This window comes from Heyndrickxia vini (genome assembly GCF_016772275.1).
GTDB lineage: Bacteria > Bacillota > Bacilli > Bacillales > Bacillaceae_C > Heyndrickxia > Heyndrickxia vini.
The window spans coordinates 1,284,290-1,311,106 of record NZ_CP065425.1; the positions used below are offsets into that span (position 1 = coordinate 1,284,290).

Genomic DNA, 26,817 nt, shown 5'->3' on the forward strand with positions numbered 1-26,817 from the left:
ATTTGATTTGACGTTATTATGAAGTATTTCTCATCTATCTAGTTTTGAGGGAACAATCCCTGAAATTTTTAGTCTGGTAATTATGGCGAGAAGGTCACACCCGTTCCCATCCCGAACACGGAAGTTAAGCTTCTCAGCGCCGATGGTAGTTGGGGGCTCTCCCCCTGCAAGAGTAGGACGTTGCCAGGCTGTATAATACATGGAGGATTAGCTCAGCTGGGAGAGCACCTGCCTTACAAGCAGGGGGTCGGCGGTTCGATTCCGTCATCCTCCACCATCTTTTAGACAAAAAATCATTTTGCCGGCCTAGCTCAATTGGTAGAGCACGACCGAATACGCTTCGTAGGAATAACTTCAGCGTACAGCTTGAGCCGCTACTTGAATAATCAGTCTGAAAGCTGGACGACCTTCTTAAGTGGTTCAATATAAGGAAAATAATTTAATATGCCGGCCTAGCTCAATTGGTAGAGCAACTGACTTGTAATCAGTAGGTTGGGGGTTCAAGTCCTCTGGCCGGCACCATTTTTAAAAGAAATGAGCCATTAGCTCAGTCGGTAGAGCATCTGACTTTTAATCAGAGGGTCGAAGGTTCGAGTCCTTCATGGCTCACCATTAAATTTACGCGGGTGTGGCGGAATTGGCAGACGCACCAGACTTAGGATCTGGCGCCGCAAGGCGTGGGGTTCGACTCCCTTCACCCGCATTATAACTAATTAAGTCGCGGAAGTAGTTCAGTGGTAGAACACCACCTTGCCAAGGTGGGGGTCGCGGGTTCGAATCCCGTCTTCCGCTCCAGACAACCCTTGCCGGGGTGGCGGAACTGGCAGACGCACAGGACTTAAAATCCTGCGGTAGGTGACTACCGTACCGGTTCGATTCCGGTCCTCGGCACCAAAGTTTTTTTGCGAAGCGAAATAACTTTCATTATATGCGCCCGTAGCTCAATTGGATAGAGCGTTTGACTACGGATCAAAAGGTTAGGGGTTCGACTCCTCTCGGGCGCGCCATTAAGTTCGGGAAGTAGCTCAGCTTGGTAGAGCACTTGGTTTGGGACCAAGGGGTCGCAGGTTCGAATCCTGTCTTCCCGACCATTATATACAAAAACTAATATGGGGCCTTAGCTCAGCTGGGAGAGCGCCTGCTTTGCACGCAGGAGGTCAGCGGTTCGATCCCGCTAGGCTCCACCAATTAAATTTTAATTATAACTATATGGCGGCGTAGCTCAGCTGGCTAGAGCGTACGGTTCATACCCGTGAGGTCGTGGGTTCGATCCCCTCCGCCGCTACCATATAGGACCTTTAGCTCAGCTGGTTAGAGCAGACGGCTCATAACCGTCCGGTCGTAGGTTCGAGTCCTACAAGGTCCACCATATAATTTCGGAGGAATACCCAAGTCTGGCTGAAGGGATCGGTCTTGAAAACCGACAGGCGGGTTACACCGCGCGGGGGTTCGAATCCCTCTTCCTCCGCCATATGAATGTATATTAATATTGCCGCGGGGTGGAGCAGTCTGGTAGCTCGTCGGGCTCATAACCCGAAGGTCGCAGGTTCAAATCCTGCCTCCGCAATTAAAGATAGTTATTTTGACATTAGTCAAAAATATACTGTTATTTTCAGCTGTCGCTGAAAGAAAAATAAGGATGTTTATTTTCTCCTTATGTTGAAAAAAAATTGGTCCGGTAGTTCAGCTGGTTAGAATGCCTGCCTGTCACGCAGGAGGTCGCGGGTTCGAGTCCCGTCCGGACCGCCATTTACATATAATATACATACTTGGCTCGGTAGCTCAGTCGGTAGAGCAATGGACTGAAAATCCATGTGTCGGCGGTTCGATTCCGTCCCGAGCCACCATATAAAGTTATCAAAGATTGTATATATACAATGTGGCGGCTATGGCGAAGTGGTTAACGCATCGGATTGTGGTTCCGACATGCGTGGGTTCGATTCCCACTAGCCGCCCCATATTGCGGGTGTAGTTTAGTGGTAAAACTACAGCCTTCCAAGCTGTTGTCGTGGGTTCGATTCCCATCACCCGCTCCATATTTTATGGGCCTATAGCTCAGCTGGTTAGAGCGCACGCCTGATAAGCGTGAGGTCGATGGTTCGAGTCCATTTAGGCCCATTTATTCCGCAGTAGCTCAGTGGTAGAGCTATCGGCTGTTAACCGATCGGTCGTAGGTTCGAATCCTACCTGCGGAGCCATTTTATTATTTAAACAATATTGGAGAAGTACTCAAGTGGCTGAAGAGGCGCCCCTGCTAAGGGTGTAGGTCGGGTAACCGGCGCGAGGGTTCAAATCCCTCCTTCTCCGCCATTTAGGCCCGTTGGTCAAGCGGTTAAGACACCGCCCTTTCACGGCGGTAACACGGGTTCGAATCCCGTACGGGTCATAATATATTCGAATATATAGTAAGTTGGGAGTTTAAAAGATATGTCTTTTAAACTCCTTTTTTCTTTTGAAAATCTTCATTCAAAGGATATAAAAAAGCCATCTTTTAAAGTTCTATGTCGTCGGAAAAATTTCTATATAATCAATATTTAATGTGTGAAATGGGGAAGATAAGTTGTGTTCATTGACTCTATTCTATTAGAGGTGTATCTTAAAGATTGGACATAAAAATTTAAAAAGATTCGTCGTTGCACGGTTGTTTTTGGGAGAGATAATTTTGAAAAAAATTGAACAGATGAACATTGAAAATGAATGCAATATTGCTTTAACAAAGGCTAAAAAAAAGAACAAATCGATCTTATTTAGTTATACAGAACAATTAAATAATATTGACCCCCTATCATTTTATTCATCTGCAAAAACGCTATTTCAAGGAGAACGTTTTTTCTGGAAGGTTCCGAACGATGAGATGATTATAGTTGGTCTAGGTAGTACACAAACTTTCAAGACGGAAGTAGAAGAAGATCGATTTGATTACATTGATAAGGAATGGAATCAATTAATACAGGATGCTCATATATATAATCCTTTCGATGTTCAGGGAACCGGTCCTGTAATTTTTGGTGGATTTTCATTCGATCCTTTAAGTATGAAAGAGTCAGAATGGGCTCCGTTTAACAATGCCTTATTTCATCTGCCAAAACTAATGCTCGTTATAAATAAACAAGAAGTTTTTTTCACAATTAATATATTATGTAATTCAGATGATCATTTAGGTATTCTAAATCACCATCTAAAAATACAAAGAGAAATATTAGAGACTAAATTTTCAAAAGGGAAAAATAGCAATATTAAACAGGAACATGAAATGAACCGCCAAGAATGGGTAGACTCAGTCGCGGAAGTGGTTGACCTTTTAAAAAAAGATAGTCAATTAAATAAAGTAGTTATGGCAAGGAAAATGAATATTGAATTTAATGATAAAATAGCAGCTGAAAACGTATTAGAGAATTTATGGGAAGAACAACATGAAAGCTATATTTTTTCATTAGAGACGGTTGATCGCTGTTTTACAGGTGCGTCTCCTGAAAGACTGATTAAGAAGAATGGAGACGCTATTCTATCCGCATGCCTTGCTGGATCAATAAAGCGAGGGAATACGATAAGTGAGGATGAGTCTCTAGGTGAGACATTATTTAATGATGTGAAAAATCGACATGAACATCAGCTCGTAGTTTCAATGATCGCTGAAGTCATTCGTAAATATTGCAGGAATGTTAACATTCCAGAAATACCTACAATCATGAAAATGAGAGATATACAGCATTTGTTTACACCTGTAAATGGAACAATTAAGGATGATCAGATTTCTATTTTTCCATTAGTCAAAGATCTTCACCCAACACCCGCTATGGGGGGAGTACCTACTAATGAAGCTTTACAAATCATCCGCGATAAGGAAAAAATGGATCGTGGGTTTTATGCTTCTCCAATTGGTTGGGTTGATTACAGGGGGAATGGAGAGTTTGCTGTAGCCATTCGATCAGGATTAATTAAAGAGAATGAAGCATTTTTATATGCTGGGTGCGGTGTAGTTTCCGACTCAATCCCAGAGGATGAATATTTTGAAACAAAAATTAAATTTCGTCCGATGCTTCGTGCATTAGGAGGAAAGAAATTATGAATCATCAAGAGACACTTACAACATATTTAGCTAGCTTTATTCAGGGATTGTCAAATTCAGGTGTTCGGGATGTTGTCATAAGCCCCGGCTCACGGTCAACACCTTTAGCTTTGTTAATTGCTGACCACCCTAAGCTTAAATATCATATAAATATTGACGAACGTTCAGCTGCTTTTTTTGCATTGGGAATTGCAAAACAAACAAGGAATCCTGTTGCCCTATTATGTACTTCTGGAACTGCAGCGGCTAACTATTTTCCTGCAATTGTAGAAGCAAAGCTTTCAAGAATTCCATTAATCGTATTAACGGCTGATCGCCCACATGAATTGCGGGATATTGGGGCACCACAAGCAATCGACCAGATTCATTTATATGGAAAGCATGTAAAATGGTTTGCTGAAATGGCACTTCCAGAGATAGGGAAAGAAATGACATACTATGCTAGAACAACAGCTACAAGAGCTATTAGTATGTCTATACAGCAACCAGCGGGCCCAGTACATTTAAATTTTCCAATTCGCGAGCCATTACTACCAAGATTGACCCCTTCTCCATTCGGGGAATTGGAGGATCAATCAGTAATTAAAGTGAAGCAAGGGAGTACCCTTCTTGATTTGGGGGAAATGAAAACGATTTGCGATCGACTGCAAACTCTTGAAAAGGGCTTAATTGTATGTGGGGCTATTGATTATCCACAATTTTCAGCAGCGGTTTTAGAAATGGCTGATTCATTAGGCTATCCAATTATTGCAGACCCACTTTCACAGCTTCGAAGTGGGACATTCTCGGAGAATAATATCATTGATAGTTATGATGCAATATTAAAAGACATTGTTTCAGATGAAATGTTGTATCCTGATGTTATTATTCGATTTGGCGGAATGCCGGTTTCAAAGCCTTTAACTAAATTTATGAAACGACTTGAGGGAACTGAACAATATATTATTGAAGCGGGAGATAGTTGGCGCGATCCAATTAATTCGGCTACCCAAATGATCTATTGCGATGAAACATTATTTTGTGAAGGATTATTAAATCAATTGGATACAAAAAGACATTCAAAATGGTTGAAAATGTGGCAGAATCTAAATCAGATTGCTCGGAATACAATTATTAACGAAATTAGTGATATTTCTGAATTAGATGAAGGAAAGCTCGTTTTAGAATTAATAAAAAGATTGCCGCAAAATAGCCATTTATTTGTTGGTAATAGTATGCCAATTCGCGATGTGGATACATTTTTCCATTTTAATCAACAAAATATACGGGTATTAGCTAATCGCGGAGCAAATGGGATTGATGGTGTAGTTTCAAGTGCATTAGGAGCAAGTTTATATGGAGAATCGCTGTTTTTATTAATTGGCGACTTATCATTTTTCCATGATTTAAATGGGTTATTAGCAGCAAAGATGCATCAATTAAACATCACGATTATCGTAATTAATAATAATGGCGGAGGAATTTTTTCTTTCTTGCCACAATCGAATGAGCCAAAACATTTTGAAGCACTATTTGGTACACCAACAGATATTGAATTTGAATATGTTGTAAAAATGTATAATGGTAAATATAGTAAAATAAGTAACTGGGATGAATTTCATCGTTCAATAAATGAAGCGATTACATTGAAAGGATTAAATGTGATAGAAGTTCCTACGAATCGTGATGTGAATGTTGAAATTCATCGAAAAATGTGGAAACGTGTTTCCGCGGAAATTGAACAATATGTTCATGGAGAAATAGAATGAACATTGTAGTAAATAATGTGAATTATCATGTGAACATTATTGGAAAAGGTGAACCGGTCATCATGTTACATGGTTTTACCGGTGATATGACCAGTTGGGATGGGATTAATCCATATTTAAAGGAAAAAAATCAACTAATATTAATAGATATTCTTGGGCATGGTAAGACGGAGATTCCTATAAATATCGATCGGTTTCATATTGAAAAAGTTGCGAAAGATATAAGGGATATACTCCTTCATTTAAAAATAAACAAGACAAATATTTTAGGTTATTCAATGGGTGGAAGACTCGCTCTAACATTTACTTTTTTATATCCTAAAATGGTCAATAAGCTCATTTTAGAAAGTGCCTCTCCGGGGATAGAAACTGAAGAGGGAAGAAAATTACGGCGTGAAAATGATGAAAAGTTAGCTAATAAAATCATGGATGAAGGGGTAGAATCATTTGTTCATTTTTGGACAAATATTCCCTTGTTTAACTCCCAAAAAAGGTTAGACCATTCCATCCAGGAAAAAGTTAAACAGCAAAGATTACAAAATGCTCCCATTGGACTTGCTAATAGTTTAAAAGGGATGGGAACTGGGAAAATGCCTTCTTTATGGGATAGGCTTCATCAACTGGATATACCAGTGCTTATTTTGTCTGGTAGTTTAGATGAAAAATATTGTGACATCGGAAAAAAGATGAAAAGCAATCTTCCGCATGTAATGCATTATATATTTGAAGACATTGGTCATGCAATTCATGTGGAAGATTCTCAAAAGTTTGGTACAATAATAATGGAGTTTTTGTCGAATAAATGATTGATTCTACAAAAATATAATTTTAAAGGGAGGATTTTACATGACTGTAGAATGGCAAACAGAAAGAGAATATGATGAAATTCTTTATGAATCATATAATGGGATTGCTAAAATTACGATTAATCGTCCGCATGTACATAATGCATTTACACCAAAAACAGTTACAGAAATGATTGATGCATTATCTCGTGCTCGTGATGATTCAAAAATTGGGGTCATTATTTTTACGGGTGCGGGCGAAAAGGCCTTCTGCTCAGGAGGAGACCAATCGGTTCGTGGGCATGGCGGTTATGTTGGCGATGATAATATTCCACGTTTAAACGTACTAGACTTACAAAGATTAATTCGTTTTACACCAAAACCGGTTATTGCAATGGTAGCTGGCTATGCTATTGGTGGCGGACATGTATTGCATGTTGTTTGCGATCTTACAATTGCTGCTGAAAACGCGATTTTTGGACAAACTGGACCTAAAGTAGGCAGCTTTGACGCTGGTTATGGTGCAGGGTATTTAGCTCGTATTATCGGACATAAGAAAGCAAGAGAAATTTGGTACTTATGCCGTCAATACAATGCACAGGAAGCATTAGACATGGGGCTTGTTAATACAGTTGTGCCTCTAGAAAAACTTGAAGAAGAAACAATTAAATGGTGCGAAGAAATTCTTGAGAAAAGCTCAACTGCACTTCGTTTCTTAAAAGCTTCGTTTAACGCTGATACAGATGGTTTAGCTGGCCTCCAACAATTTGGTGGAGACGCTACATTATTATACTATACAACGGATGAAGCAAAAGAAGGACGCGATGCCTTTAAGGAAAAACGTAAACCTGATTTTGGGCAATTTCCTCGTTTCCCTTGATTTAAATTGTAAATGCCCTAAGGAAGGGCTCTAAAAAGCTTGATGGATATTCCATCAAGCTTTTTTATAGAAATTCTACATAAAAGGTGATTTATATGAACGGTATGATACCTAATCTTTTAAAACAAAGAGCGTTTTTAACACCAAAACGAAAGGCACTCCTATTTGAAAATAAAGAGTGGAGCTTTTTAGATTTGTATAAAGAAGTTGAAATATATGCAAAGAAAATTGCATCATTGGGAGTGAAAAGAAAGGATTCAGTGGCAATTCTTTTAGCGAATCGTCCACATACAGTAATAATTATTCATGCATTACAGCAGCTGGGAATTACTTCGGTTTTTTTGAACCATCGATTAACTGCAAGTGAAATGGTTTTTCAATTAAAAGATAGTCAAACAAGTTTAGTTATTGGTGAAAAGGAATTAGAAAATAAACTAGCAGAAATACATGAGATTTATCCAAATGTTGTTAGTAAGACAGTTGAAGAAGTACAACAGCAAAAGGAAGAAAATTATCCATTTATTAATGAATATTTAATGGACGATGTATGTTCAATCATGTACACATCTGGCACAACTGGCAACCCTAAAGGAGTTCTCCAAACTTACGGGAACCATTGGTGGAGTGCTATAGGATCTGCCTTAAATCTTGGATTAGGGGAAGATGACGGTTGGCTTTGTGCAGTTCCTTTGTTTCATATTAGTGGATTATCTATTCTAATGAGAAGTGTTATTTATGGAATGCCGGTTTATTTATATGAACATTTTAATGAGAAAATTATTAATGAGAAATTACAATCTGGTAGTGTGACGATTATGTCCGTAGTAAGCACAATGCTTCATCGTTTGCTTGATGATTTGAAAGAAAGTCGTTATCATGAACGTTTTCGCTGTATGCTTCTAGGGGGTGGACCAGCGGCTAAATCATTGCTTGAAGCATGTTTAGACAAAAATATCCCCGTCTTTCAATCGTACGGAATGACTGAAACCTCCTCTCAAATTGTCACTTTATCTCCTGAAGATAGTTTATTAAAGATTGGATCAGCAGGAAAGCCGTTATTTCCTTCGCAGTTGAAAATAATGTCAGAGGGTAAACAATTAGATGCGAATCAACCAGGGGAAATCATTGTTAAAGGTCCAAATATTACGATTGGATATTTAAATCGAAGTGAAGCGAATCGGGAGCATTTTAAAAATGGTTGGTTCTTTACAGGTGATATAGGTTATGTAGATGAGGAAGGATATTTATTTGTTCTCGACCGACGTTCAGATTTAATTATTTCTGGTGGTGAGAATATTTATCCTGCTGAAATTGAAGAGGTACTGTTATCACATCCAAACGTTCTTGAAGCTGGGATAACAGGTATAGAACATTCCTTATGGGGCCAGATTCCTATTGGGTTTGTTGTTTGTAAACCATTCATAGAGGAAGCAGAATTGATTACGTATTGCCAAGAAAGACTTGCAAAATATAAAATTCCGAACCGAATTTATTTTGTTGATGAATTGCCTAGAAATGCATCGAATAAACTACTCCGTCGAAAATTAAAAGAGCTAATTCCAAAAGGATGATCATATGAGAATTCATGAAGTAAATATTTTCATAATTAAAATGCCTTTAAAAACCCCATTTTCAACTGCCTTAGAAACGGTCATTGAGCGGGAAGGAATGATACTGGAAGTTATTGATGAACAAGGGGCTAAAGGTTATGGGGAAGTTGTCGCTTTCTCAACTCCATGGTATACAGAAGAAACGGTCAAAACTTGTTATCATATGTTAAAGGATCTTCTAATCCCATTAGTTTTAGACAAACATATAAATCATCCAAATGATCTCTATATGGCTTTTAACCATATTAGGGGAAACCATATGGCTAAGGCGGGACTGGAAACAGCTATATGGGACGTATATTCAAAGCTAAAATCAAAACCGCTTTGGACAATGATTAATGGTGTTCGAGAAGAAGTACCAGCTGGCGTTGTCGTTGGAACTGAAAATATAAAAAATGCCATTGAACAAATTTCCTCTTATATGGAAAATGGATATGAACGGGTTAAAGTAAAAATTAAACCTGGGAAGGATTATCAGTTTATTAAAGAAATTCGCTCGTTTTGCCCTAATCTCGCATTAATGGCAGATGCAAATTCTTCTTACACATTAAATGATATTGAATTATTAAAATCACTTGATGATTTTAATTTGTTAATGATTGAGCAACCATTAGCCGTTGATGATATTGTTGAACATTCGATTTTACAAAAAGAATTGAAAACGCCAATTTGTCTGGATGAGAGTATTATTACCTATCATGATGCTAAAAGCGCCATTCAGCTTAATAGTTGTGGTGTCATTAATATTAAAATTGGCCGTGTTGGCGGCTTACGCAATGCCATTGCTATCCATGATCTATGTCGAAAAAATGATATTCAAGTCTGGTGCGGTGGAATGATTGAGTTTGGGGTGTCTAGGGCACATAATTTGGCTCTTTCTACTAAAGAGGGTTTCACCATTCCAGGAGATCTTTCAGCATCAAATCGCTTTTGGGAAGAAGATATCATATCCCCACAAGTAGAAGTGTTCGATGGAAAAATAAAAGTACCGAATCAGCCGGGAATCGGTTTTGATATAAATTTTAACCGGCTCCATCAAGTAACTACCTATCGAGAAAATATAAACTGCAAGCACAAATAAGTACTTGCAGTTTTAAAAGTTTTTGCAGCATTCTTACAAAATTACCTGCGATGTCCAGCTTCAGCACCTATCGACTAGAAAACTTCAGGACTTTTCCCTACGATAAGTCAGCATCGATTCACCTTGCAGGCTCATCGTGTTTCCTTTAAGTCCCGCAAGTCTTTTACGTCGATGAGCAAGGTGCTTACGCTTTTCTAATTACCAATTTCCTTCAGGTTTAAATGTTTTGCAGTCAGTTTCTTCTGTATTTTTTGCTTGATCGCCTTTATGGCTTACTACGTATATTTCATTTGCGGAACAACGATTTCCCTTTGCCCAATAATGACAATTATTCACTTCACATAATACGTCTTTTGCCATTGTACCTCACCCCTTAAAAGGTTTTTTATGATACAAAATTAGTTTCTGTATTAGCGAGAAGATCTATGTTTGGAAAGTAACGCCATCCATTGTTATATTATTTTGATGGATGATTCTTTTTTTCCGGTACAGGATCGAATCCGCCTGGATGCAAGGGATGGCACTTAAGTATTCGTTTAATGGTTAAAAAGCCCCCATGAAATGCACCGAATCGTTTTATTGCTTCAAGTCCGTATTGGGAACATGTCGGGTAAAATCGGCATGTTGGCGGCTTAAGAGGGGATATAACAATTTGATAAAATCGAATCATTTTAATAAAAATAAATTTTATCATAATAAGTAGGACATCCTTGTAAAATAATTATTAGTTGCTCTTTTTGTTTATATTATTTTCTTCTTCATTATTTGTTTTGATATTAGGATTATTTTCAATTGGATCTATTGTATGCTTGTACGAATATGCTTTTGAAGTTGTTAGTGCAGATGCGAGAATAATCACTATGATGATCAAAATGGATACAATCAAAATGAATGTGTACAATGGAATAAACCTCCTAATAATATCTAACCTATATTTTAGCATGTAATTTCATTTTTTGTGAAAGATATGAAATGGATGTTTAACGAATTTGTGAAAGGGTAAAGATTAAAGTAGTAGTTTACAGGAGGAGATACATATGGAAAAACAAGTACAAGTACAAGATGCATTAAATAAACAGGTAGCAAACTGGACAGTTCTTTATACAAAGCTCCATCATTTTCATTGGTACGTAAAAGGCCATCATTTCTTTTCACTTCATGAAAAACTAGAGGAGTTATACAATAAAGCAGATTCCGTTATTGATGAATTCGCTGAAAGATTACTTGCGATTAACGGCAAACCAGTATCTACACTGAAAGGTTCATTAGAGTTAGCGAGTATACAAGAAGCGGAAACCACTTCTGGCGCTGATGAAATGGTGAAAGAAGTTGTAAATGATTTTACAATCATTATTGGTGAATTAAAAGAAGGAATTGCTTTAGCAGACGATGTAAAAGATGATGTAACAGAAGATATGTTCATTTCACTGCAAGAAGAATTAGAAAAACATGTATGGATGTTAAATGCTTATTTAGGATGAAAATAAGGGAAACTGTTGTGTTGAACAGTTTCCTTTTTTAATGCAAAAATTTTGATTTCGTACGGTGGGTTAGATCAGTAGTATGGCTAGCAAATTTATTTTTTAGGCTTTCGATTAAGTACAGGCTAATAAAGTATTGGATTTCCTCATCATTCATATCTTCAACTATTTTCATTAAATCATTTCGATCTGATTCTTCTAATACTGCATATGCAATGATATCAATATCCTCATCGTCTCCGGTCAAACGATTTTGATAAATTTCAAATAGCTCATCGACAAGTCTCACGTTAATCATCCTTTTTTAATGACTTAAGAATATTTTTGCTTAATTTGTGGGAAACGATACATAAAGAATAAATTTAACTTGTGAGGAGTGCAGGAATGGATCAGCAAAAAAACACCTATTATATTAATGTCGGCAGCGGGGAAATATCGAGAAGCTCAACTGATTCTCCGTGGAATTTTAAAATAGAAGCTACAGATGAGGAGATTACACGTTTAAGACAGATTTTTGATGCTAATTATGATGAGGAAATAGATGGATTTTTGCGTGCGCATGTTCCTTTTATGGAATATCATCATGATCGCTCGAATGATGAGTATGATAAACACATGATTGAAGTGTATCAAATGATTTACGAATTAGGGGATCAAGAGGCGAAGCGGCATATTGACAAAATCGGTATTTTAAGGGATTTTACATCGGAATAATGAAAAGCCAGCAACTTTAATGAGTTGCTGGCTTTTTCCTTAATTTACTTTTTGAGCAGTATCTAATACTTCCTTAGGTACTTTAATTTCGTCCACTTTATTATAGTTTGAGTATGTTCCTTTCATTTCTTGCTTTAAACTCATTTTTTGGTCTTCCATAACCATTTCCATTTCTTGAGTCATGTTTAATGAATTAATGTTAAATGTCTTCTTATCAATAAATATTTCGTAGTTAACATTTTTAAAGGTAATGTTATTAAGCGCATCGGCATTTTCTTTCAGACCATCCGGCATTAATTGTTTGGCATTTTCCTTTAAAAACTGATCAAACTTTGCTCCAGATGCTTTCAAATTCAAGATATATTGAGTATCGTCTTGTTTAAAAGAGAAATCATCGGTAAATTGTTGTAATTGTTTAAGTTGTTCTGCTGGGTTTGCTTGTTGTTCAGGCATCTGTAATATTTGCTTAGAAAGCTCTTCAGGCATTTGCATCCATTGTTTTGAAGTTGGGTCATATAAAAAGAAACCTTCTTTTGTCAAATATGACTCCATATCCATTGCTTGGTTTTGAGGAGCGTCCCCGCCTTCAATATTCATTTTCATTTTTTGATACATCGCTAAGGGATTCAACACCATATCAATTGACATGTTTGAATTAATATTCATTGGTGTTGGTTGACCCGGTGACGTTATTGCTTGTTTAAGATCCATATCCATATGCACACTTTTTAAATTTTTAGATGCATCAGTTGTTTTATCAAATACTTCCTGAAGAGTTAGACTATCCTTCTTTTTAGTTTTTACTTTTGAATTGACTGGATCGGCAGTCTCGCTGCATGCAGCTAAAGTAAATAAAAACATAACAGAAACGAGACTAATCAATAATTTTTTCATAAAACGAACATCACTCCTTTTTGTTATCACTTATATGTACGCTTGTAACTGGAAAAGGTTTCATAAAAGATTCGCCGACCATAACGAATCGGCGAATTGTCATGAATCATTTTTTACTAATTTCTTTTCTAATAGGCCAACTAACTGGTACATAATCGTGGCAATAACGGCAACAACCATTAAGGAGAGCATTACTAAAGTGAAATTAAATACTTGAAAGCCGTAAATGATTAAATAACCAAGACCTTTTGAAGCCACAAGATATTCACCAACGATAACGCCAACCCAAGATAATCCGACATTAACTTTTAAGGTTGAGATAATGGTTGGAAATGTTGCGGGAAGAATAGCTTCTTTAAACATTTGGCCCCTCGAGGCACCAAATGTTTGTAGAACTTTTATATAATTTGGATCTACATCGCGAAATGCCGTATAGATGACGATTGTTGTCACGATGACGGAAATAATGATGCCCATCGCAATACTGGAATTTAAACCTGTTCCGAAAATAACAATTAACATTGGACCAAATGCTACTTTTGGCATCGCATTAAAAATAACGAGATAGGGGTCGAGAATTTTTGAGAGTTTTGGAGACCACCAAAGAATACCTGCTAATATAGCTCCTAAAAGGGTTCCAAGAATGAATCCAAGCATTGTTTCATAAACGGTCACTCCGGTATGCAAATATAGACTGCCGTCTTGGAGTTTGCTAATAAATAGTTTCCATATTTTTGAAGGTGAACTAAAGATCAGTGGATCAATCCAATGGAAACGGCTGGCTATCTCCCACAAAGTGAAAAATGCAAGTAAGATAATGAACTGATATAGACGTACCAATCTTTTTTCTTTTTTTAAGTGATGAAGATATTGTTGATGAAAGAGTGTGGTATTATCCGTCATTTTCAAGGGACTCCAACTCCTTCCAAATTTCTTGAAATAATATTGAATATGCTGCTTTACTTCTTACATCAAATGGACGGAGTTTGCGCAATTCCTCTGGAACGGAGAATACTTTGTGAAGTCTGCCTGGTTTTGCATTAAATAATAATATTCGATCACTCATAGAAATGGCCTCTCCAATGTCGTGTGTAACAAGAACTGCAGTTTTTCGATAGGCTTTAAGTGTATCGAAAACTAAATCCTCTAGTTTTAATTTTGTTTGGTAATCTAATGCAGAGAAAGGCTCATCTAAAAATAAAATTTTAGGGTTAATTGCAAGTGTGCGTACTAATGCGACCCTTTGTCTCATTCCACCTGATAGTTGTTTAGGATATTGGGTTTCAACTCCACTTAGGCCGATTTCCTTCAGAAGGCTGAGAGATTTCTCCTTTTTTTCCTCGGTTAGTTGATTTTGAAGTTTTAACCCTAATAAAATATTTTCTTTGATTGTCTTCCAAGGAAATAAATAATCTTGTTGGAGCATATAACCAATTGAAGTTGTTTGGGAATTAGGTAACCTGCCATCAATCAATACTTTTCCTTCTGTCGGTGAAATTAAACCAGATAGAATGGATAGCATTGTTGTTTTTCCACATCCGCTTGGTCCAACTAAGGAAATAAACTCCCCTTCCTCTATGTCAAAATTTATGTTTTGTAAGGCGTTTGTCACTGATTTCGGTGTGAAATAACTATGATGGACATTTTGGACGGTTAGGAAGCTCATAATATTAGAAAAACCTCCTTATTTATTTTGTATAGCTTTTTCAGCAATTGATGTATTGACTAGTGTTTTATAATCAACTCTTTTTGGTAATTCACCAGCTTCGTCCATTATATCTTGTAGGTGATTCCAGCCTTCTTCATTCAAAATGAGATCTGTTCCAAATGAACCCTGTTTTTGGTAACGATCAATTGAAGAAGTTAATATTTCAACATCAACGTCCTCAAAGAATGGTTGAACGACTTTGGCAACGTCTTTTGGATCATTTTCTTCTACCCATTTGGCGGCCTTATAAATAGCGCGAACAAATTTTTCAAGTGTATCTTTATTTTTTTTAAGATAACTTTCTTTCGCCATATAATCAGTGTAAGGGACACTGCCAGATTCCTTTCCGAAAGAGGCAACAATATGACCTTTCCCTTCTTTTTCAAAAACGGATGCTGTCGGTTCAAATAATTGAACATAGTCTCCAGTTCCTGAAGCAAAAGCGTTTGCGACATTAGCAAAATCAATGTTTTGGATTAATTTCAAATCTTTATGTGGTTCGATTCCTTTATCTTTTATAACAAATTCGCCAACCATTTGTGGCATTCCGCCTTTACGCTGGCCGAGGAATGTTGAACCTTTTAATTGATCCCAAGAAAAGTTTTCCTTTTTTTCGCGGGAAACTAAAAATGTCCCATCCGTTCTCGTTAGCTGTGCAAAATTAATGACCGGATCTTCTGCACCTTGTGCATAAACGTAAATGGACGTTTCTGAACCAACTAACGCTACATCGGCTCCATCAGATAATAGAGTCGTCATCGTTTTGTCTCCACCAGCTGTTGTTTTTAAATCAATGTCCAGTCCTTCGTCCTTAAAAAATCCTTTTTCAATAGCAACATATTGTGGTGTATAGAAAACGGAACGTGTAACTTCTGCCACTCGAACTTTCTTTAAGGATTCTGTTTTGGAACAAGCACCCAGGGTAAAAATAAGAATGGCGGCCATTAATAGTGAGAAGCTAATCTTAAGCCCTTTTTTCATGACCCATTATCCTCCTTTTTGTTACTGATTCTGATAAAGTATCGTATGATAAACTTAAAAATGTGTGAATGCCTATTTCTTTGAAGTTAGATGCTGGAGGTAAAAAAATTTGCAAGATAAAATTAGCGCATTTGGAATGGAAAAGACGCCTTTTCCTTCACCAAATCCAAACGTTCAAATGTACTTGATTACTTATTTATCGGCTGGCTTAAAGGTAAAAGGTCTATTAGCAGAGCCTAAAGATGAGATGATATACGATGGGTTTCTTTATTTAAGGGGTGGGATTAAAGGTGTTGGTATGGTGAGACCTGCTAGAATTGGCCAATTTGCTGCCGAAGGTTTTATTGTTTTCGCCCCGTTTTATCGTGGAAATCGTGGGGGAGAGGGAAATGAAGATTTTGCAGGGAATGACCGGGAAGATGCATACACTGCTTATGATCTTTTGAAGCAATATGTACGTGTGAAAAATGAACGGATTCATATATTTGGATTTTCAAGAGGAGGAATTATGGCCCTCCATACTGCGATTAACCGTTCGGAAGCTAAATCAATTGTCACATGGGGCGGGGTATCTGATATGGTGTTAACGTATTATGAACGACATGATTTGCGAAAAATGTTAAAACGGGTCATTGGTGGCACACCGAATAAATATCCTGCCCTTTATCAAGAGAGAACCCCTTTATATTCAATTGACAGGATTAAACAACCCGTATTAATCATTCACGGAGTAAAAGACAAGAATGTTTCAATTGAGCATGCAATAAGGTTAGAAGAAAGGTTAAGAGAATGTGGGAAAGAAGTTGAAACATGGTACTTTCAAAATTATACTCATTATTTTCCACCAGCAATAAACCGCCAAATTGTTTCCGATCTATGCTCATGGATGAAAAATAGGCCATAATCATGATAAAATAAAAGGAACATTATGTACGAAAGAGGAGGCTGTGACGATGGGGATGCCATTAGAATTAAATACAATGATTGTAACGAAAGGAAAAGAAAAAAGATTAGAAGAAAATTTATTCAGATTGGAAAAGGAAGGATACCGTTTGTATCCAATTGATATTCCAATGGATATACGTAAAACGAAAGAAAGTGAAACAAGAGGAACTGCTATAATAAGAAAACTTGAGTGGGAAAATGAAAAAACGAATATTACATATCAATTAATTTCATTAAATTCAAGTAATTAATTAGAAAAGCGGAGGCTAGACGCCGAAGTTGGACAAAAACCGAATGTTATACTTTTATAAAGTAAAGGGACTCAAGGAAAATATAGTTCATTTCCTCAAGTCCCTTTTTTCTAAATTTATTTAATGATTGGTCCACCCTGTATTTCAATTTCTTGTGACACATGACCAAATTTCTTGAAGTTTTCTTTGAATTTTGTAGCAAGCTCTTGTGCTTTTTCATTATATGTCTGTTGGTTACCCCATGTTTTATTAGGAATTAACACTTCATCGGGTACACCAGGTACATGCAATGGAATGTGTAATCCGAAAATTTCATCTTGTTTTGTTTCAACAGATTCAAGTTCGCCTTCTAATGCAGCCTGAACCATTGCTCGTGTATAGCCTAATTTCATTCGACTTCCTACTCCATATTCTCCGCCAGTCCATCCTGTATTGACTAAGAAAACTTGAACGCCATGCTCATCGATCTTTTTCCCAAGCATTTCAGCATATACAGTAGCTGGTAAAGGTAAGAATGGTGAACCGAAACAAGTAGAGAAAGTGGCTTCAGGAGAAGTAATTCCACGTTCGGTACCCGCTAGTTTGGATGTATACCCGCTAAGGAAATGATACATTGCCTGTTCTTTTGTTAATTTGCTGATCGGAGGTAATACCCCGAAAGCATCCGCTGTTAAAAAGACAATCGTTTGTGGGTGTCCTGCAATACTTGGTTCAATGATGTTGTCAATTGCTTGGATTTGGTATGCAGCGCGTGTATTTTCAGTTAATGTCGCATCATCATATAATGGTTCACGGGTCAATTCGTCCACCATGACATTTTCCAAAACTGCTCCGAATCGAATCGCATCATAGATTTGCGGTTCTTTTTCACGAGTAAGGCCGATACATTTTGCATAGCATCCACCTTCAATATTAAATACACCATTTGAAGACCATCCATGTTCATCATCACCGATTAAGCGGCGATTTGGATCAGCGGATAATGTTGTTTTGCCCGTTCCGGATAATCCGAAGAATAAAGCGACATCTCCTTCAGCACCTACATTTGCAGAACAATGCATCGGTAGAATATCATTTTGAGGTAAAAGATAATTCATGATAGAAAAAATACTTTTCTTCATTTCACCAGCATATTCGGTTCCGCCGATAAGAATAATTCGGCGTTCAAACGAAACAACGACAAATGTTTCTGAATTTGTGCCATCTGTTAATGGATCCGCTTTCACATTGGGAGCAGATAAGATAGTAAATTCAGCTTCATGGGTTTTAAGTTCCTCTTCGGTTGGACGGATAAATAATTGATGTGCAAATAAATTATGCCAAGCATATTCATTTACTACTTGGATTGGTAATTGAGTTCTTTTGTCAGCACCTGCAAATCCCTTAAAAACAAAAACTTCATTTTGCTCTTGTAGGTAATTAATCACCTTAGTATATAATTTATCAAATGATTCCTCAGAAATTGGTTGATTTACAGAGCCCCAATCGATTGCATCTTTTGTGGAAGCCTCTTCAACAATATATTTATCTTTAGGAGAACGGCCAGTATATTTTCCAGTTTCAGCACGGACTGCACCTGTAGATGTTAAGATTCCTTCTCCTCGTTTTAATACCTTTTCTACTAATTGAGGTACTGCTAATTGAGTAAGGATGTTTTTTCCGGCTAAAACATTTGTTAATGTATTTGAAAAAGTAACTGATTTCATTTATACTAACCTTCCTTTGTAAAAAATTTAAGTATCCTTTATTCGTTAATTAGTATAACACAATTATATAAATAGTCTATACTATATGTGCGTATTTTTTTAAAAATATATGAAATTGTTCAATTAAAATTATTTTCATTTCCACAATATAATAAGGAAGTCAATTGTACAAGTTTAAATGGAAAAATAATTTATTGACACCATCCAACAAATTGCGTATTATTTTACCTTGAACGGATACTCTTATCCCGAGCTGGTGGAGGGACAGGCCCAATGAAACCCAGCAACCGACATTCTATAGGTTAGTAACTTGGAAGTTAGAAACGGAAGCTGGCTTTGCCGGTTACTTCAAAATCTAACCTCTTACTTCTAACAGCTAGAGCGCACGGTGCTAACCTGAGGCAAGGTAAAATCCTTGAACGATAAGAGTGAAAGGCACGGGTAATGAACCTTTCCTCACATAGTACATATGATGGGGAAGGGTTTTATTCATTTTTAAATGATGTCTAGCGAAAGCAACCGGCCCCTCGAGATCAAATAACCTTCGACAATTGAAGTTAAAGAGCAAACTTCATTTGTGGGAAAGTTATAAAGCCAACTTTCCTTTTGGGAAAATCAAAAGGCAGATTTCCCCAGAACATTTGCTTGTCGGGGCTAATCAAGGTGCTTGCGCTTTTCTTATTTACCCACTTTCGAAACCTATGAACCGGATTTTAGCTTAGGATAAAATCTGTGGTTTATTTCATACTAATAGGGAATGAGTACCGTGAGGCGTAAAAATAGATAGCAATTTGTATTAGGGAGGAATAAAAATGACAAAAAAGCGTCGTTTATTCACATCTGAATCAGTTACAGAAGGACATCCAGACAAAATCTGTGACCAAATTTCAGATGCCATTTTAGATGCGATCCTAGAAAAAGATCCAAATGCCCGTGTAGCTTGTGAAACATCCGTTACGACAGGTCTTGTGTTAGTAGCAGGAGAAATTACTACTAATACATATGTCGACATTCCAAAAATTGTTCGTGGAACAATCAAAGATATCGGATATACACGTGCAAAATATGGCTTTGATTCGGAAACATGTGCAGTATTAACATCGATTGATGAACAATCAGCAGACATAGCTATGGGTGTCGATAAAGCATTGGAAGCACGCGAAGGCCAAATGTCTGAGGATGAAATTGAAGCAATCGGTGCAGGTGACCAAGGGTTGATGTTTGGCTTTGCTTGTAATGAAACGAAAGAGCTTATGCCTTTACCGATTTCTTTAGCACATAAGTTAGCACGTCGAATTTCAGAGGTTCGTAAAGAAGAAATATTGCCATATTTGCGACCAGATGCAAAAACACAAGTAACAGTAGAATATGATGAAAATGATCAACCGATCCGTATCGACACAATCGTCGTTTCTACACAGCATCACCCTGAAATTAGCTTAGAACAAATTCAACGAAATGTTAAAGAACATGTGATTAATCCAGTTGTTCCTAGTGAATTAATCGACGAAGAGACAAAATACTTTATTAATCCTACAGCCGTTTCGTTATTGGTGGGCCTCAAGGGGATGCAGGCTTGACTGGCCGAAAAATCATCGTTGATACGTATGGTGGTTATGCACGTCATGGCGGGGGAGCATTTTCAGGAAAAGATCCTACAAAAGTTGACCGCTCTGCCGCTTATGCTGCACGTTATGTCGCTAAAAACATTGTAGCTGCAGGATTAGCTGATAAATGTGAAGTCCAACTTGCCTATGCAATAGGGGTTGCTCAACCAGTATCCATTTCCATTGATACATTCGGTACAGGAAAAGCATCTGAAGATGTATTAATCGATGCCGTACGAAAATATTTTGATCTACGTCCAGCAGGAATTATCAAAATGTTAGACTTACGTCGCCCAATTTATAAACAAACAGCTGCTTACGGTCATTTCGGCCGTCATGACCTTGACCTTCCATGGGAAAGAACAGATAAAGCCGAAAACTTACGTAAAGAAGTATTAAAATAATAAAAGAGGCTTTTTGTAAAACGCTCATTTCTAAAAGATTGTTACTTTAAGCATATTAAGTGCAGAGTGGATTGGAGCGGAAGGAGCTTGACTCCTGCGGGACATAGAGGAAAAGTCGAGACCCCACAGGCGCGCAGGAGCGCCGAGGAGGCTCGACTTCCTCCCCGCGGAAAGCAAGCTCCTGTAGCGGAAAGGAACGGTATATTTCCAAAAACAACAAACAATACAAAAATGACCTTAATAAGCAAGTGGAGTTACAGTATTTGTAACTCCATTTGCTTTTGTTAAAATAGTATTCGCAGTTCTTACCAATAAAATATATATATTGTCTACTGCAAAAAGGAAAAAAAAATGATAGTATAATATGGTGTGAAAAATGTTGAATATTGCCCATTGCAGTAGCTCATTGGAATCACGACGAATATTAATATAAAATTGTAATAAATAAGTATGTTAATTTGGAATGGAGTAGGTGACATACATAATGTGTGGATTTGTAGGTTGTATACATGACAACGAGGTTGGATTAAGAGAAACAGACAGACAACTTTTTAAAAACATGAACAATATTATCACTCATCGTGGTCCCGATGATGATGGATTTTTTGAAGATGAACATATTCAATTTGGTTTCCGCAGATTGAGTATTATTGATATAGAAAGTGGACACCAACCTTTAACATATGAAAATGAACGTTATTGGATCATTTTTAATGGTGAAATATATAATTATGTGGAACTGCGAAATGAATTGGTTGAAGCGGGGTTAACTTTTGAAACGGCTTCTGACACGGAAGTTATTCTTGCGCTTTATAGTTACTATAAAGAAGAAGCGGTATCGAAGCTTCGGGGCATGTTTGCTTTTACGATTTGGGATAAACAGGAGCAGTTATTAATTGGAGCACGTGATCCTTTTGGTATCAAACCGTTTTTTTATAGAGAAGAAGAAGGACGCACATTCTTTGCTTCTGAAAAGAAAAGTATTTTGCTCGCAATGGAACATGAAGAATTAAATTATGAAGCTGCTCAACATTATATGACATATCAATTTGTTCCAGAACCAGAAACAATGACAGAAGGAATCAAAAAATTAGAACCTGGCCATTATTTTATTAAAAAATTGGGCAAACCAATGGACATCAAACGTTATTGGAAAGCATCTTTCCAACCTGTACAAAAATCAGAAGATGAATTTATAAAGGAAATTAGAGACGTCTTATTTGATTCTGTAAACGTTCATATGAGAAGTGATGTACCCGTTGGATCGTTCTTATCAGGTGGGATTGATTCTTCGATAATTGCTTCCATTGCTAAGCAATATCATCCAAGCATTAAAACATTTTCAGTCGGTTTTGAACACAATGGTTTCAGTGAAATTGACGTAGCAAAAGAAACCGCGGATAAACTTGGAGTTGAAAATATTAGTTATATTATCACTCCAGAAGAATATATGAAGGAATTGCCAAAAATTATTTGGCATTTAGATGATCCATTAGCAGATCCTGCCTGTGTTCCTTTATATTTTGTAGCACGTGAAGCAAGAAAGCATGTAACGGTCGTTTTATCAGGTGAAGGTGCTGATGAACTATTCGGTGGTTATAATATTTATAGAGAACCGCAATCACTAGAAGTCTTTAATAAAATTCCTGCCGTTGGTAAGTCTTTATTAAAAGCATTAGCGAAAATTATGCCAGAGGGTGTGAAAGGGAAAAGCTTTATTGAGCGTGGAGTAACACCGATGGAACAAAGGTATATTGGGAATGCAAAGATGTACACTGAATCGGAGAAAAAAGATTTGCTGGCGCAATATCGGTCAGGTATAGAATACACAGACATTACGAAACCTTTGTATGCTGAAACAAAAGATTACGATCCAGTTGATCGTATGCAATACATTGATATTCACACATGGATGCGCGGTGATATTTTATTAAAAGCGGATAAAATGACAATGGCACATTCATTGGAATTAAGGGTTCCATTTTTAGATAAAGAGGTATTTAAAATTGCTTCCAAAATACCAACAAGCTTAAAAACAGCGAATAATACTACGAAATACATTTTAAGAAAAGCAGCTGAAGGCGTTGTTCCTGACCATGTACTGACCCGCAAGAAACTTGGCTTCCCGGTACCAATCCGTCATTGGTTAAAAGATGAAATGCATGATTGGGCAAAACAAATTATTCATGAAAGTGGTACAGATCACATCATTAATAAGCATTATGTTTTAAACCTTTTAGAGGAACATTGCCAAGGAAAAATGGATCACAGTCGTAAAATATGGACCGTCCTCATCTTTATGATATGGCATGCAGTTTATTTAGAAGAAAAATATGATTTCCAAAAACAATATAAGCTCCAAACTGAAGGGGCAAATATTTAAAAAAGCAGCCGCGATATACATATCTACTCTTGGTATGTAATCGCTTGGCTGCCCATCTGCACCCAGGCTTCTTGGAAGTCGTGAATGGGTGCTTTTTTATTTTTCTGACCTGTCAGTGGATCGTTGAAGTAAATAAAGTCTTTATCGTAACCTGTAATTAGTACAGAATGTTCCTTACTAGTAATGCGGATGGTCCCTTTTTTTGTATGCCATGTTGTAAAATAGGAATCAGGAAGTTCTTTATAATGAGTATTAATAATTACCCAAACTGGTTGCCCGTTTGATAGAGGTATTTTTAAATCTTCAAATGAGCTTTTCGTCAAATTGACAATTTTACCAGGCATATATTTATTCGCTAATTCAATAATTGGTTGAACATAAACACCAAGGCCAGGTTTGCTATACGTATACATATCGCCAACAAATCCATCATTAGGGTGTCCGTAATGGATATTGTTATTAATTATTTTACGTGGTGTCGCATCTTTTTTGATTTGTTTCGCAAGGGTCAATTTATCAGTTTTGATTCCCGCTGAGTTAAGTAACATCGATAGGCTAGTTACTTCACATCCACGAGCTAATTCTGGAAATTGAGAAATGACAGGAATATTTAAAAGAACATTATCTTTTATTTTGATAATTGAATATTTTTTTGAATCAGTGTGGCTTAAATCAATCGTTTGTTTTTTAACTTCACTAGCATGTTCAGAATTTTGATAACCGTAAATAAAAATAATTATAAAAAATAGAAATGCTATAAAACCTGTTATAATAGACTTCATAAAATCACCTTTACATTATCCTTACTTTATACATCGTCATTTTTCGTCAAATTTAAAGTCTTTTTTAAAAGCAAATAAAAAAACAAATGATCCTGTTATTTTGCCTTTATAGAAAATGGGTACAATATAAATGGTTCTTTTCCTATTTCGCCTTTTTCTTTTATAATTAGGAAGAGATTACTATGCTAGTTATTAAGGAGGTATCAGATATGTGGAAGTGGGAAGCGGATCAAGGTCCAAAAGCTATTATCGTAATGGTTCACGGAGCGATGGAACACCACGGGAGATATAGTTGGCTTATTGAAATGTGGCGTTCATCAGGATACCATGTAATAATGGGAGATTTACCAGGGCAGGGAATGACAACAAGATCCCAAAGAGGTCATATCGATTCCTTTGATGAATATATTTTCGAATTAAAAGATTGGGTACAAACTGCCTATCAATTTGATGTACCAGTATTTCTGCTTGGACACAGTATGGGAGGTTTAGCGGTCATTCGGACCCTTCAAGAAGAAAAGCTAAATCTTGCGGGTGTTATTCTTTCCGCACCATGTTTAGACTTAGTTACTTATCCCTCGAAATTCTTAAGTTCACTGTCAGTAGTAATGAATAAAATAGCTCCACAAGTAAAGTTTTCTAGTGGTTTAACGATAGAAGATATAACAAGAAATGAAGAGGCACGGGAACTCGCATTAAATGATTCTTTATATGTTACAAAGATATCTGTCAGGTGGTATAGGGAATTGGTAAAGGCAATGAAATTAGCATTCACAAATATGTCGAAAATACCGGATATTCCTTTTTTGGTTTTACAAGGTGGAAATGATAAAATTGTAAATAAACAAGCTGTAAACGATTGGTTTAATAAAGTGACACTTTCTGATAAACAATATAAAGTTTGGCCAAATAGCTATCATGAACTATTTAATGAACCAGAACGGGAAGAAGTTTTTCAATATGCGAAGAATTTTGTCGAAACAAGACTTCGCACTTTAGGTTATATAATTAATTGAGGTGATTTTTAAAGATGTCCGTCCCTTCGAATCCATTTTCATTGATGAATCAGGTGTACAGGAAAGTATTTCCGGATGTTCATCGTGAATTAATGTACTGGAAAGAAAAAGCTGCATCAATTCCCAACCAAGAACTAAGAAACCAAGCATTAGCTAGTATTGAGCATAAAACTTTTCATTGTGAGGGAGGTTCCATTCTTGCACTACTAGCTCTTGACCGCAGGGATGAGGCAATAAAGTTTATCGTAGCATACCAAACGATTAGTGATTACTTAGATAATCTTTGTGACAGAAGCACCTCTTTAGATCCCGCTGATTTTGAGGCCTTGCACGAGTCGATGAAAGATTCATTATCGATTCATGCGAAACCAAAAAATTATTATCGGCTTCGGGATGATCAAGATGATGGTGGTTATTTAGAGGACCTAGTCTTAACTTGTCAAAAAGTACTATCTTCGTTAACAAAATATGATTTAATAAGAGATTCTTTATTAGAATTGTGCCAGTATTACTGTGATTTACAAGTACATAAGCACGTAAAAGTTGAAGAAAGAGAGCCTCGTTTACAATCATGGTTCAAAACATATCAATCATCTTTGCCACAAATGGGCTGGCATGAATTTTCCGCATGTTCAGGTTCTACATTAGGCATATTTTGTCTCGTTTCCTATTGCTTCCGAAATGATTTTATTGAGGAACACGCAAAAAGCATCCGTGAAGGGTATTTTCCTTATATTCAAGGTTTACACATCCTTCTTGATTATTTTATCGATCAAGACGAAGATCGAGAGGGTGGAGATTTAAACTTCTGTTTCTATTATGAAAATAATGAGGAAATGTTTGAACGATTAACACACTTTTTAACAGAGGCGGATATACATACGGAAAAATTGCCCGATCAGAAGTTCCATAAATTTATTAATCGTGGGCTTTTAGCCGTTTATTTATCTGATGATAAAGTGAATAAACAAAAAGATGTTCAAAAAATAGCGAGAGAATTGATTAAACATGGGGGATCAATTAGCTACTTTTTTTATTGGAATGGACGAGCATACCGAAGAATAAAAAGCTTAATCCCGACTGGGATATTAAAAGCTTTGTTAAAAACGAAAAAAAGAAGTGCAGAGTTAAACTAAGAAAAGCGGAAGCTAGGCGCTGTAGCTGGAAAGCAAGAAAACGATAACCGATTGTGGTTATCGTTTTTCAATGGCGATAATAAATGGAGGGTTATTCTTTTGATTAATGAATTCATATTTTAAGACGTGTGCCTCTTTTTGATCAATACTTTTTACAAAATTCAATACTTCATCTCTTTCAATCGCGCCTTCTGGATGGCCATGGTAAATGACAACAACAAGAATAGCTTCAGGCCTCATTATTTCTAATAGTTGTTTAATTGCCGAAATAGTTGTTGAGGATTGTGTAACAATCTGTTTATCACCACCAGGCAAATAACCTAAATTAAAGATTGCGGCAGAAATGTTACCAAAAAGGTGTGGTGGAATGGTTTCTTTAATCGTTTCATGTCCTTTGTTAAAAAGTGTAATATTGGTTAATAGATTTTTTTTATCTAAATAATTTTTAGCGTGGTTCAGTGCTTTTTCCTGTATATCAAACCCATAAACATGTCCATTTTGTCCAACAAGTTTTGCTAAAAACTCCGTATCATAGCCGTTGCCCACAGTAGCGTCCACGACCGTATCATTAGGTGAAATAGCTTTTTCGAGTAAAGAATGAGCAAATTCTAAAATTTTATGTAGTTTCACGACAGC

24 protein-coding genes, 21 tRNA genes, 1 rRNA gene, 1 pseudogene and 1 riboswitch are annotated in these 26,817 nt (G+C 36.8%); of the genes and pseudogenes, 36 read left to right on the forward strand and 11 right to left on the reverse strand.

Annotation, left to right across the window (positions count from 1 at the left end):
• The first annotated feature begins 72 nt into the window (after positions 1-72).
• From rrf to menC, 28 genes are all read left to right on the forward strand, one after another.
• Positions 73-189 (forward strand): 5S ribosomal RNA (gene rrf, locus I5776_RS06315).
• 12 nt (positions 190-201) lie between these two features.
• Positions 202-277, forward strand: a tRNA-Val gene (locus I5776_RS06320).
• 169 nt (positions 278-446) lie between these two features.
• Positions 447-522: transfer RNA gene (locus tag I5776_RS06325), tRNA-Thr, on the forward strand.
• Positions 523-536: 14 nt separating this feature from the next.
• A tRNA-Lys gene (locus tag I5776_RS06330) sits at positions 537-612 on the forward strand.
• A 10-nt stretch (positions 613-622) separates the two neighbouring features.
• A tRNA-Leu gene (locus tag I5776_RS06335) sits at positions 623-703 on the forward strand.
• Positions 704-720: 17 nt separating this feature from the next.
• Positions 721-795: transfer RNA gene (locus tag I5776_RS06340), tRNA-Gly, on the forward strand.
• A gap of 10 nt (positions 796-805) precedes the next feature.
• Positions 806-894 (forward strand) — tRNA-Leu (locus I5776_RS06345).
• 36 nt (positions 895-930) lie between these two features.
• Positions 931-1,007: transfer RNA gene (locus I5776_RS06350), tRNA-Arg, on the forward strand.
• Between the two features lie 7 nt (positions 1,008-1,014).
• Positions 1,015-1,091 (forward strand) — tRNA-Pro (locus I5776_RS06355).
• Between the two features lie 20 nt (positions 1,092-1,111).
• Positions 1,112-1,187 (forward strand) — tRNA-Ala (locus tag I5776_RS06360).
• Positions 1,188-1,211: 24 nt separating this feature from the next.
• Positions 1,212-1,288: transfer RNA gene (locus I5776_RS06365), tRNA-Met, on the forward strand.
• 4 nt (positions 1,289-1,292) lie between these two features.
• A tRNA-Ile gene (locus I5776_RS06370) sits at positions 1,293-1,369 on the forward strand.
• A gap of 9 nt (positions 1,370-1,378) precedes the next feature.
• A tRNA-Ser gene (locus I5776_RS06375) sits at positions 1,379-1,471 on the forward strand.
• A gap of 22 nt (positions 1,472-1,493) precedes the next feature.
• Positions 1,494-1,567, forward strand: a tRNA-Met gene (locus I5776_RS06380).
• A 105-nt stretch (positions 1,568-1,672) separates the two neighbouring features.
• Positions 1,673-1,749 (forward strand) — tRNA-Asp (locus I5776_RS06385).
• A 22-nt stretch (positions 1,750-1,771) separates the two neighbouring features.
• Positions 1,772-1,847, forward strand: a tRNA-Phe gene (locus I5776_RS06390).
• A gap of 35 nt (positions 1,848-1,882) precedes the next feature.
• Positions 1,883-1,958: transfer RNA gene (locus tag I5776_RS06395), tRNA-His, on the forward strand.
• Between the two features lie 4 nt (positions 1,959-1,962).
• A tRNA-Gly gene (locus tag I5776_RS06400) sits at positions 1,963-2,036 on the forward strand.
• A gap of 8 nt (positions 2,037-2,044) precedes the next feature.
• Positions 2,045-2,118, forward strand: a tRNA-Ile gene (locus tag I5776_RS06405).
• A gap of 5 nt (positions 2,119-2,123) precedes the next feature.
• Positions 2,124-2,198: transfer RNA gene (locus I5776_RS06410), tRNA-Asn, on the forward strand.
• 21 nt (positions 2,199-2,219) lie between these two features.
• Positions 2,220-2,310, forward strand: a tRNA-Ser gene (locus I5776_RS06415).
• A gap of 4 nt (positions 2,311-2,314) precedes the next feature.
• A tRNA-Glu gene (locus tag I5776_RS06420) sits at positions 2,315-2,386 on the forward strand.
• 276 nt (positions 2,387-2,662) lie between these two features.
• Positions 2,663-4,069 carry an isochorismate synthase gene (locus I5776_RS06425; RefSeq protein ID WP_246483941.1) on the forward strand — a complete coding sequence of 469 codons (1,407 nt, stop codon included), beginning with the start codon at positions 2,663-2,665 and terminating at the stop codon, positions 4,067-4,069.
• On the forward strand, positions 4,066-5,817 hold the full coding sequence (gene menD / locus I5776_RS06430) for a 2-succinyl-5-enolpyruvyl-6-hydroxy-3-cyclohexene-1-carboxylic-acid synthase (RefSeq protein WP_202779546.1): 1,752 nt from the start codon (positions 4,066-4,068) through the stop codon (positions 5,815-5,817). Before I5776_RS06425 ends, menD begins: the two co-directional genes overlap by 4 nt.
• Positions 5,814-6,623, forward strand: a complete 810-nt coding sequence (menH, locus tag I5776_RS06435; protein WP_202779547.1) for a 2-succinyl-6-hydroxy-2,4-cyclohexadiene-1-carboxylate synthase — start codon at positions 5,814-5,816, stop codon at positions 6,621-6,623. Before menD ends, menH begins: the two co-directional genes overlap by 4 nt.
• A gap of 40 nt (positions 6,624-6,663) precedes the next feature.
• Positions 6,664-7,482 carry a 1,4-dihydroxy-2-naphthoyl-CoA synthase gene (gene menB, locus I5776_RS06440; RefSeq protein WP_202779548.1) on the forward strand — a complete coding sequence of 273 codons (819 nt, stop codon included), beginning with the start codon at positions 6,664-6,666 and terminating at the stop codon, positions 7,480-7,482.
• 95 nt (positions 7,483-7,577) lie between these two features.
• Positions 7,578-9,053 carry an o-succinylbenzoate--CoA ligase gene (locus I5776_RS06445; RefSeq protein ID WP_202779549.1) on the forward strand — a complete coding sequence of 492 codons (1,476 nt, stop codon included), beginning with the start codon at positions 7,578-7,580 and terminating at the stop codon, positions 9,051-9,053.
• 4 nt (positions 9,054-9,057) lie between these two features.
• A complete protein-coding gene (gene menC / locus I5776_RS06450; RefSeq protein ID WP_202779550.1) occupies positions 9,058-10,173 on the forward strand; it encodes an o-succinylbenzoate synthase in 1,116 nt (371 codons plus the stop codon).
• A 198-nt stretch (positions 10,174-10,371) separates the two neighbouring features.
• On the opposite strand, the gene I5776_RS06455 is transcribed toward menC, so the two are convergent.
• The 3 genes from I5776_RS06455 to ytzI all read right to left on the reverse strand — a co-directional run bounded on the left by I5776_RS06455 (position 10,372) and on the right by ytzI (position 11,074).
• The gene (locus tag I5776_RS06455) at positions 10,372-10,533 is read right to left on the reverse strand and encodes a DUF1540 domain-containing protein (protein ID WP_202779551.1); all 162 of its coding nucleotides are present in this window, start codon (positions 10,531-10,533) and stop codon (positions 10,372-10,374) included.
• Positions 10,534-10,630: 97 nt separating this feature from the next.
• Positions 10,631-10,867 (reverse strand): membrane protein insertion efficiency factor YidD, encoded by a 237-nt coding sequence (gene yidD, locus I5776_RS06460; RefSeq protein WP_425490341.1) that lies wholly within the window; start codon positions 10,865-10,867, stop codon positions 10,631-10,633.
• A gap of 30 nt (positions 10,868-10,897) precedes the next feature.
• A complete protein-coding gene (gene ytzI / locus I5776_RS06465; RefSeq protein WP_246483942.1) occupies positions 10,898-11,074 on the reverse strand; it encodes a YtzI protein in 177 nt (58 codons plus the stop codon).
• A 136-nt stretch (positions 11,075-11,210) separates the two neighbouring features.
• Between ytzI and I5776_RS06470 the strand changes: the two genes are divergently transcribed.
• Positions 11,211-11,654 (forward strand): Dps family protein, encoded by a 444-nt coding sequence (locus tag I5776_RS06470; RefSeq protein WP_202779554.1) that lies wholly within the window; start codon positions 11,211-11,213, stop codon positions 11,652-11,654.
• Between the two features lie 37 nt (positions 11,655-11,691).
• Here I5776_RS06470 and I5776_RS06475 read toward each other — a convergent pair whose 3' ends face one another.
• Positions 11,692-11,952: a DUF6154 family protein gene (locus I5776_RS06475; RefSeq protein WP_425490342.1), complete on the reverse strand. Its 261-nt coding sequence runs from the start codon at positions 11,950-11,952 to the stop codon at positions 11,692-11,694.
• An 86-nt stretch (positions 11,953-12,038) separates the two neighbouring features.
• Between I5776_RS06475 and I5776_RS06480 the strand changes: the two genes are divergently transcribed.
• Complete coding sequence (locus tag I5776_RS06480; protein WP_202779558.1) at positions 12,039-12,368, forward strand: hydrolase; 330 nt, start codon at positions 12,039-12,041, stop codon at positions 12,366-12,368.
• A 39-nt stretch (positions 12,369-12,407) separates the two neighbouring features.
• Here the strand turns inward: I5776_RS06480 and I5776_RS06485 are convergent, their stop codons facing one another.
• From I5776_RS06485 to I5776_RS06500, 4 genes are all read right to left on the reverse strand, one after another.
• Entirely contained in the window at positions 12,408-13,262 is an 855-nt protein-coding gene (locus tag I5776_RS06485) for a DUF6612 family protein (RefSeq protein WP_202779560.1), read from the reverse strand.
• A 99-nt stretch (positions 13,263-13,361) separates the two neighbouring features.
• On the reverse strand, positions 13,362-14,171 hold the full coding sequence (locus I5776_RS06490) for an ABC transporter permease (protein WP_202779562.1): 810 nt from the start codon (positions 14,169-14,171) through the stop codon (positions 13,362-13,364).
• Positions 14,155-14,928: an ABC transporter ATP-binding protein gene (locus I5776_RS06495; protein WP_202779564.1), complete on the reverse strand. Its 774-nt coding sequence runs from the start codon at positions 14,926-14,928 to the stop codon at positions 14,155-14,157. The genes I5776_RS06490 and I5776_RS06495 overlap by 17 nt, the downstream gene beginning before the upstream one ends.
• Positions 14,929-14,946: 18 nt before the next feature.
• Positions 14,947-15,951, reverse strand: coding sequence for an ABC transporter substrate-binding protein (locus I5776_RS06500; protein ID WP_202779565.1), 1,005 nt, complete (start codon positions 15,949-15,951; stop codon positions 14,947-14,949).
• A 136-nt stretch (positions 15,952-16,087) separates the two neighbouring features.
• Here I5776_RS06500 and I5776_RS06505 point away from each other — a divergent pair, with 136 nt between their 5' ends.
• Together I5776_RS06505 and I5776_RS06510 are read left to right on the forward strand one after the other, a co-directional pair.
• The gene (locus I5776_RS06505; RefSeq protein WP_202780717.1) at positions 16,088-16,855 is read left to right on the forward strand and encodes an alpha/beta hydrolase family protein; all 768 of its coding nucleotides are present in this window, start codon (positions 16,088-16,090) and stop codon (positions 16,853-16,855) included.
• A gap of 49 nt (positions 16,856-16,904) precedes the next feature.
• Positions 16,905-17,147, forward strand: coding sequence for a DUF2584 domain-containing protein (locus tag I5776_RS06510; protein WP_202779568.1), 243 nt, complete (start codon positions 16,905-16,907; stop codon positions 17,145-17,147).
• A gap of 116 nt (positions 17,148-17,263) precedes the next feature.
• Here the strand turns inward: I5776_RS06510 and pckA are convergent, their stop codons facing one another.
• Positions 17,264-18,853, reverse strand: coding sequence for a phosphoenolpyruvate carboxykinase (ATP) (pckA, locus tag I5776_RS06515; protein WP_202779570.1), 1,590 nt, complete (start codon positions 18,851-18,853; stop codon positions 17,264-17,266).
• A gap of 240 nt (positions 18,854-19,093) precedes the next feature.
• Positions 19,094-19,282: riboswitch (SAM riboswitch) on the forward strand.
• 383 nt (positions 19,283-19,665) lie between these two features.
• Between pckA and metK the strand changes: the two are divergent.
• Both metK and asnB read left to right on the forward strand, forming a co-directional pair.
• Positions 19,666-20,864: pseudogene (metK, locus tag I5776_RS06520) on the forward strand (methionine adenosyltransferase).
• A gap of 484 nt (positions 20,865-21,348) precedes the next feature.
• Positions 21,349-23,247 carry an asparagine synthase (glutamine-hydrolyzing) gene (asnB, locus tag I5776_RS06525; protein WP_202779572.1) on the forward strand — a complete coding sequence of 633 codons (1,899 nt, stop codon included), beginning with the start codon at positions 21,349-21,351 and terminating at the stop codon, positions 23,245-23,247.
• Between the two features lie 23 nt (positions 23,248-23,270).
• Here asnB and I5776_RS06530 read toward each other — a convergent pair whose 3' ends face one another.
• Positions 23,271-24,029, reverse strand: coding sequence for a C39 family peptidase (locus tag I5776_RS06530; protein WP_202779574.1), 759 nt, complete (start codon positions 24,027-24,029; stop codon positions 23,271-23,273).
• A gap of 209 nt (positions 24,030-24,238) precedes the next feature.
• Between I5776_RS06530 and I5776_RS06535 the strand changes: the two genes are divergently transcribed.
• Together I5776_RS06535 and I5776_RS06540 are read left to right on the forward strand one after the other, a co-directional pair.
• Positions 24,239-25,045, forward strand: a complete 807-nt coding sequence (locus I5776_RS06535) for an alpha/beta hydrolase (RefSeq protein ID WP_202779576.1) — start codon at positions 24,239-24,241, stop codon at positions 25,043-25,045.
• Positions 25,046-25,059: 14 nt separating this feature from the next.
• Entirely contained in the window at positions 25,060-26,181 is a 1,122-nt protein-coding gene (locus I5776_RS06540) for a tetraprenyl-beta-curcumene synthase family protein (protein ID WP_202779578.1), read from the forward strand.
• 57 nt (positions 26,182-26,238) lie between these two features.
• Here I5776_RS06540 and mnmM read toward each other — a convergent pair whose 3' ends face one another.
• The gene (mnmM, locus tag I5776_RS06545) at positions 26,239-26,811 is read right to left on the reverse strand and encodes a tRNA 5-(aminomethyl)-2-thiouridylate-methyltransferase MnmM (protein ID WP_202780718.1); all 573 of its coding nucleotides are present in this window, start codon (positions 26,809-26,811) and stop codon (positions 26,239-26,241) included.
• Positions 26,812-26,817 lie beyond the last annotated feature (6 nt).

Coding starts and splice junctions, on each gene's coding strand:
- menD (WP_202779546.1), top strand. CDS start 4,066: ATGAATCATCAAGAGACACTTACAACATATTTAGCTAGCTTTATTCAG.
- menH (WP_202779547.1), top strand. CDS start 5,814: ATGAACATTGTAGTAAATAATGTGAATTATCATGTGAACATTATTGGA.
- menB (WP_202779548.1), top strand. CDS start 6,664: ATGACTGTAGAATGGCAAACAGAAAGAGAATATGATGAAATTCTTTAT.
- I5776_RS06445 (WP_202779549.1), top strand. CDS start 7,578: ATGAACGGTATGATACCTAATCTTTTAAAACAAAGAGCGTTTTTAACA.
- menC (WP_202779550.1), top strand. CDS start 9,058: ATGAGAATTCATGAAGTAAATATTTTCATAATTAAAATGCCTTTAAAA.
- I5776_RS06455 (WP_202779551.1), bottom strand. CDS start 10,533: ATGGCAAAAGACGTATTATGTGAAGTGAATAATTGTCATTATTGGGCA.
- yidD (WP_425490341.1), bottom strand. CDS start 10,867: ATGATAAAATTTATTTTTATTAAAATGATTCGATTTTATCAAATTGTT.
- I5776_RS06470 (WP_202779554.1), top strand. CDS start 11,211: ATGGAAAAACAAGTACAAGTACAAGATGCATTAAATAAACAGGTAGCA.
- I5776_RS06475 (WP_425490342.1), bottom strand. CDS start 11,952: ATGATTAACGTGAGACTTGTCGATGAGCTATTTGAAATTTATCAAAAT.
- I5776_RS06480 (WP_202779558.1), top strand. CDS start 12,039: ATGGATCAGCAAAAAAACACCTATTATATTAATGTCGGCAGCGGGGAA.
- I5776_RS06485 (WP_202779560.1), bottom strand. CDS start 13,262: ATGAAAAAATTATTGATTAGTCTCGTTTCTGTTATGTTTTTATTTACT.
- I5776_RS06495 (WP_202779564.1), bottom strand. CDS start 14,928: ATGAGCTTCCTAACCGTCCAAAATGTCCATCATAGTTATTTCACACCG.
- I5776_RS06500 (WP_202779565.1), bottom strand. CDS start 15,951: ATGAAAAAAGGGCTTAAGATTAGCTTCTCACTATTAATGGCCGCCATT.
- I5776_RS06505 (WP_202780717.1), top strand. CDS start 16,088: ATGGAAAAGACGCCTTTTCCTTCACCAAATCCAAACGTTCAAATGTAC.
- I5776_RS06510 (WP_202779568.1), top strand. CDS start 16,905: ATGGGGATGCCATTAGAATTAAATACAATGATTGTAACGAAAGGAAAA.
- pckA (WP_202779570.1), bottom strand. CDS start 18,853: ATGAAATCAGTTACTTTTTCAAATACATTAACAAATGTTTTAGCCGGA.
- asnB (WP_202779572.1), top strand. CDS start 21,349: ATGTGTGGATTTGTAGGTTGTATACATGACAACGAGGTTGGATTAAGA.
- I5776_RS06530 (WP_202779574.1), bottom strand. CDS start 24,029: ATGAAGTCTATTATAACAGGTTTTATAGCATTTCTATTTTTTATAATT.
- I5776_RS06535 (WP_202779576.1), top strand. CDS start 24,239: ATGTGGAAGTGGGAAGCGGATCAAGGTCCAAAAGCTATTATCGTAATG.
- I5776_RS06540 (WP_202779578.1), top strand. CDS start 25,060: ATGTCCGTCCCTTCGAATCCATTTTCATTGATGAATCAGGTGTACAGG.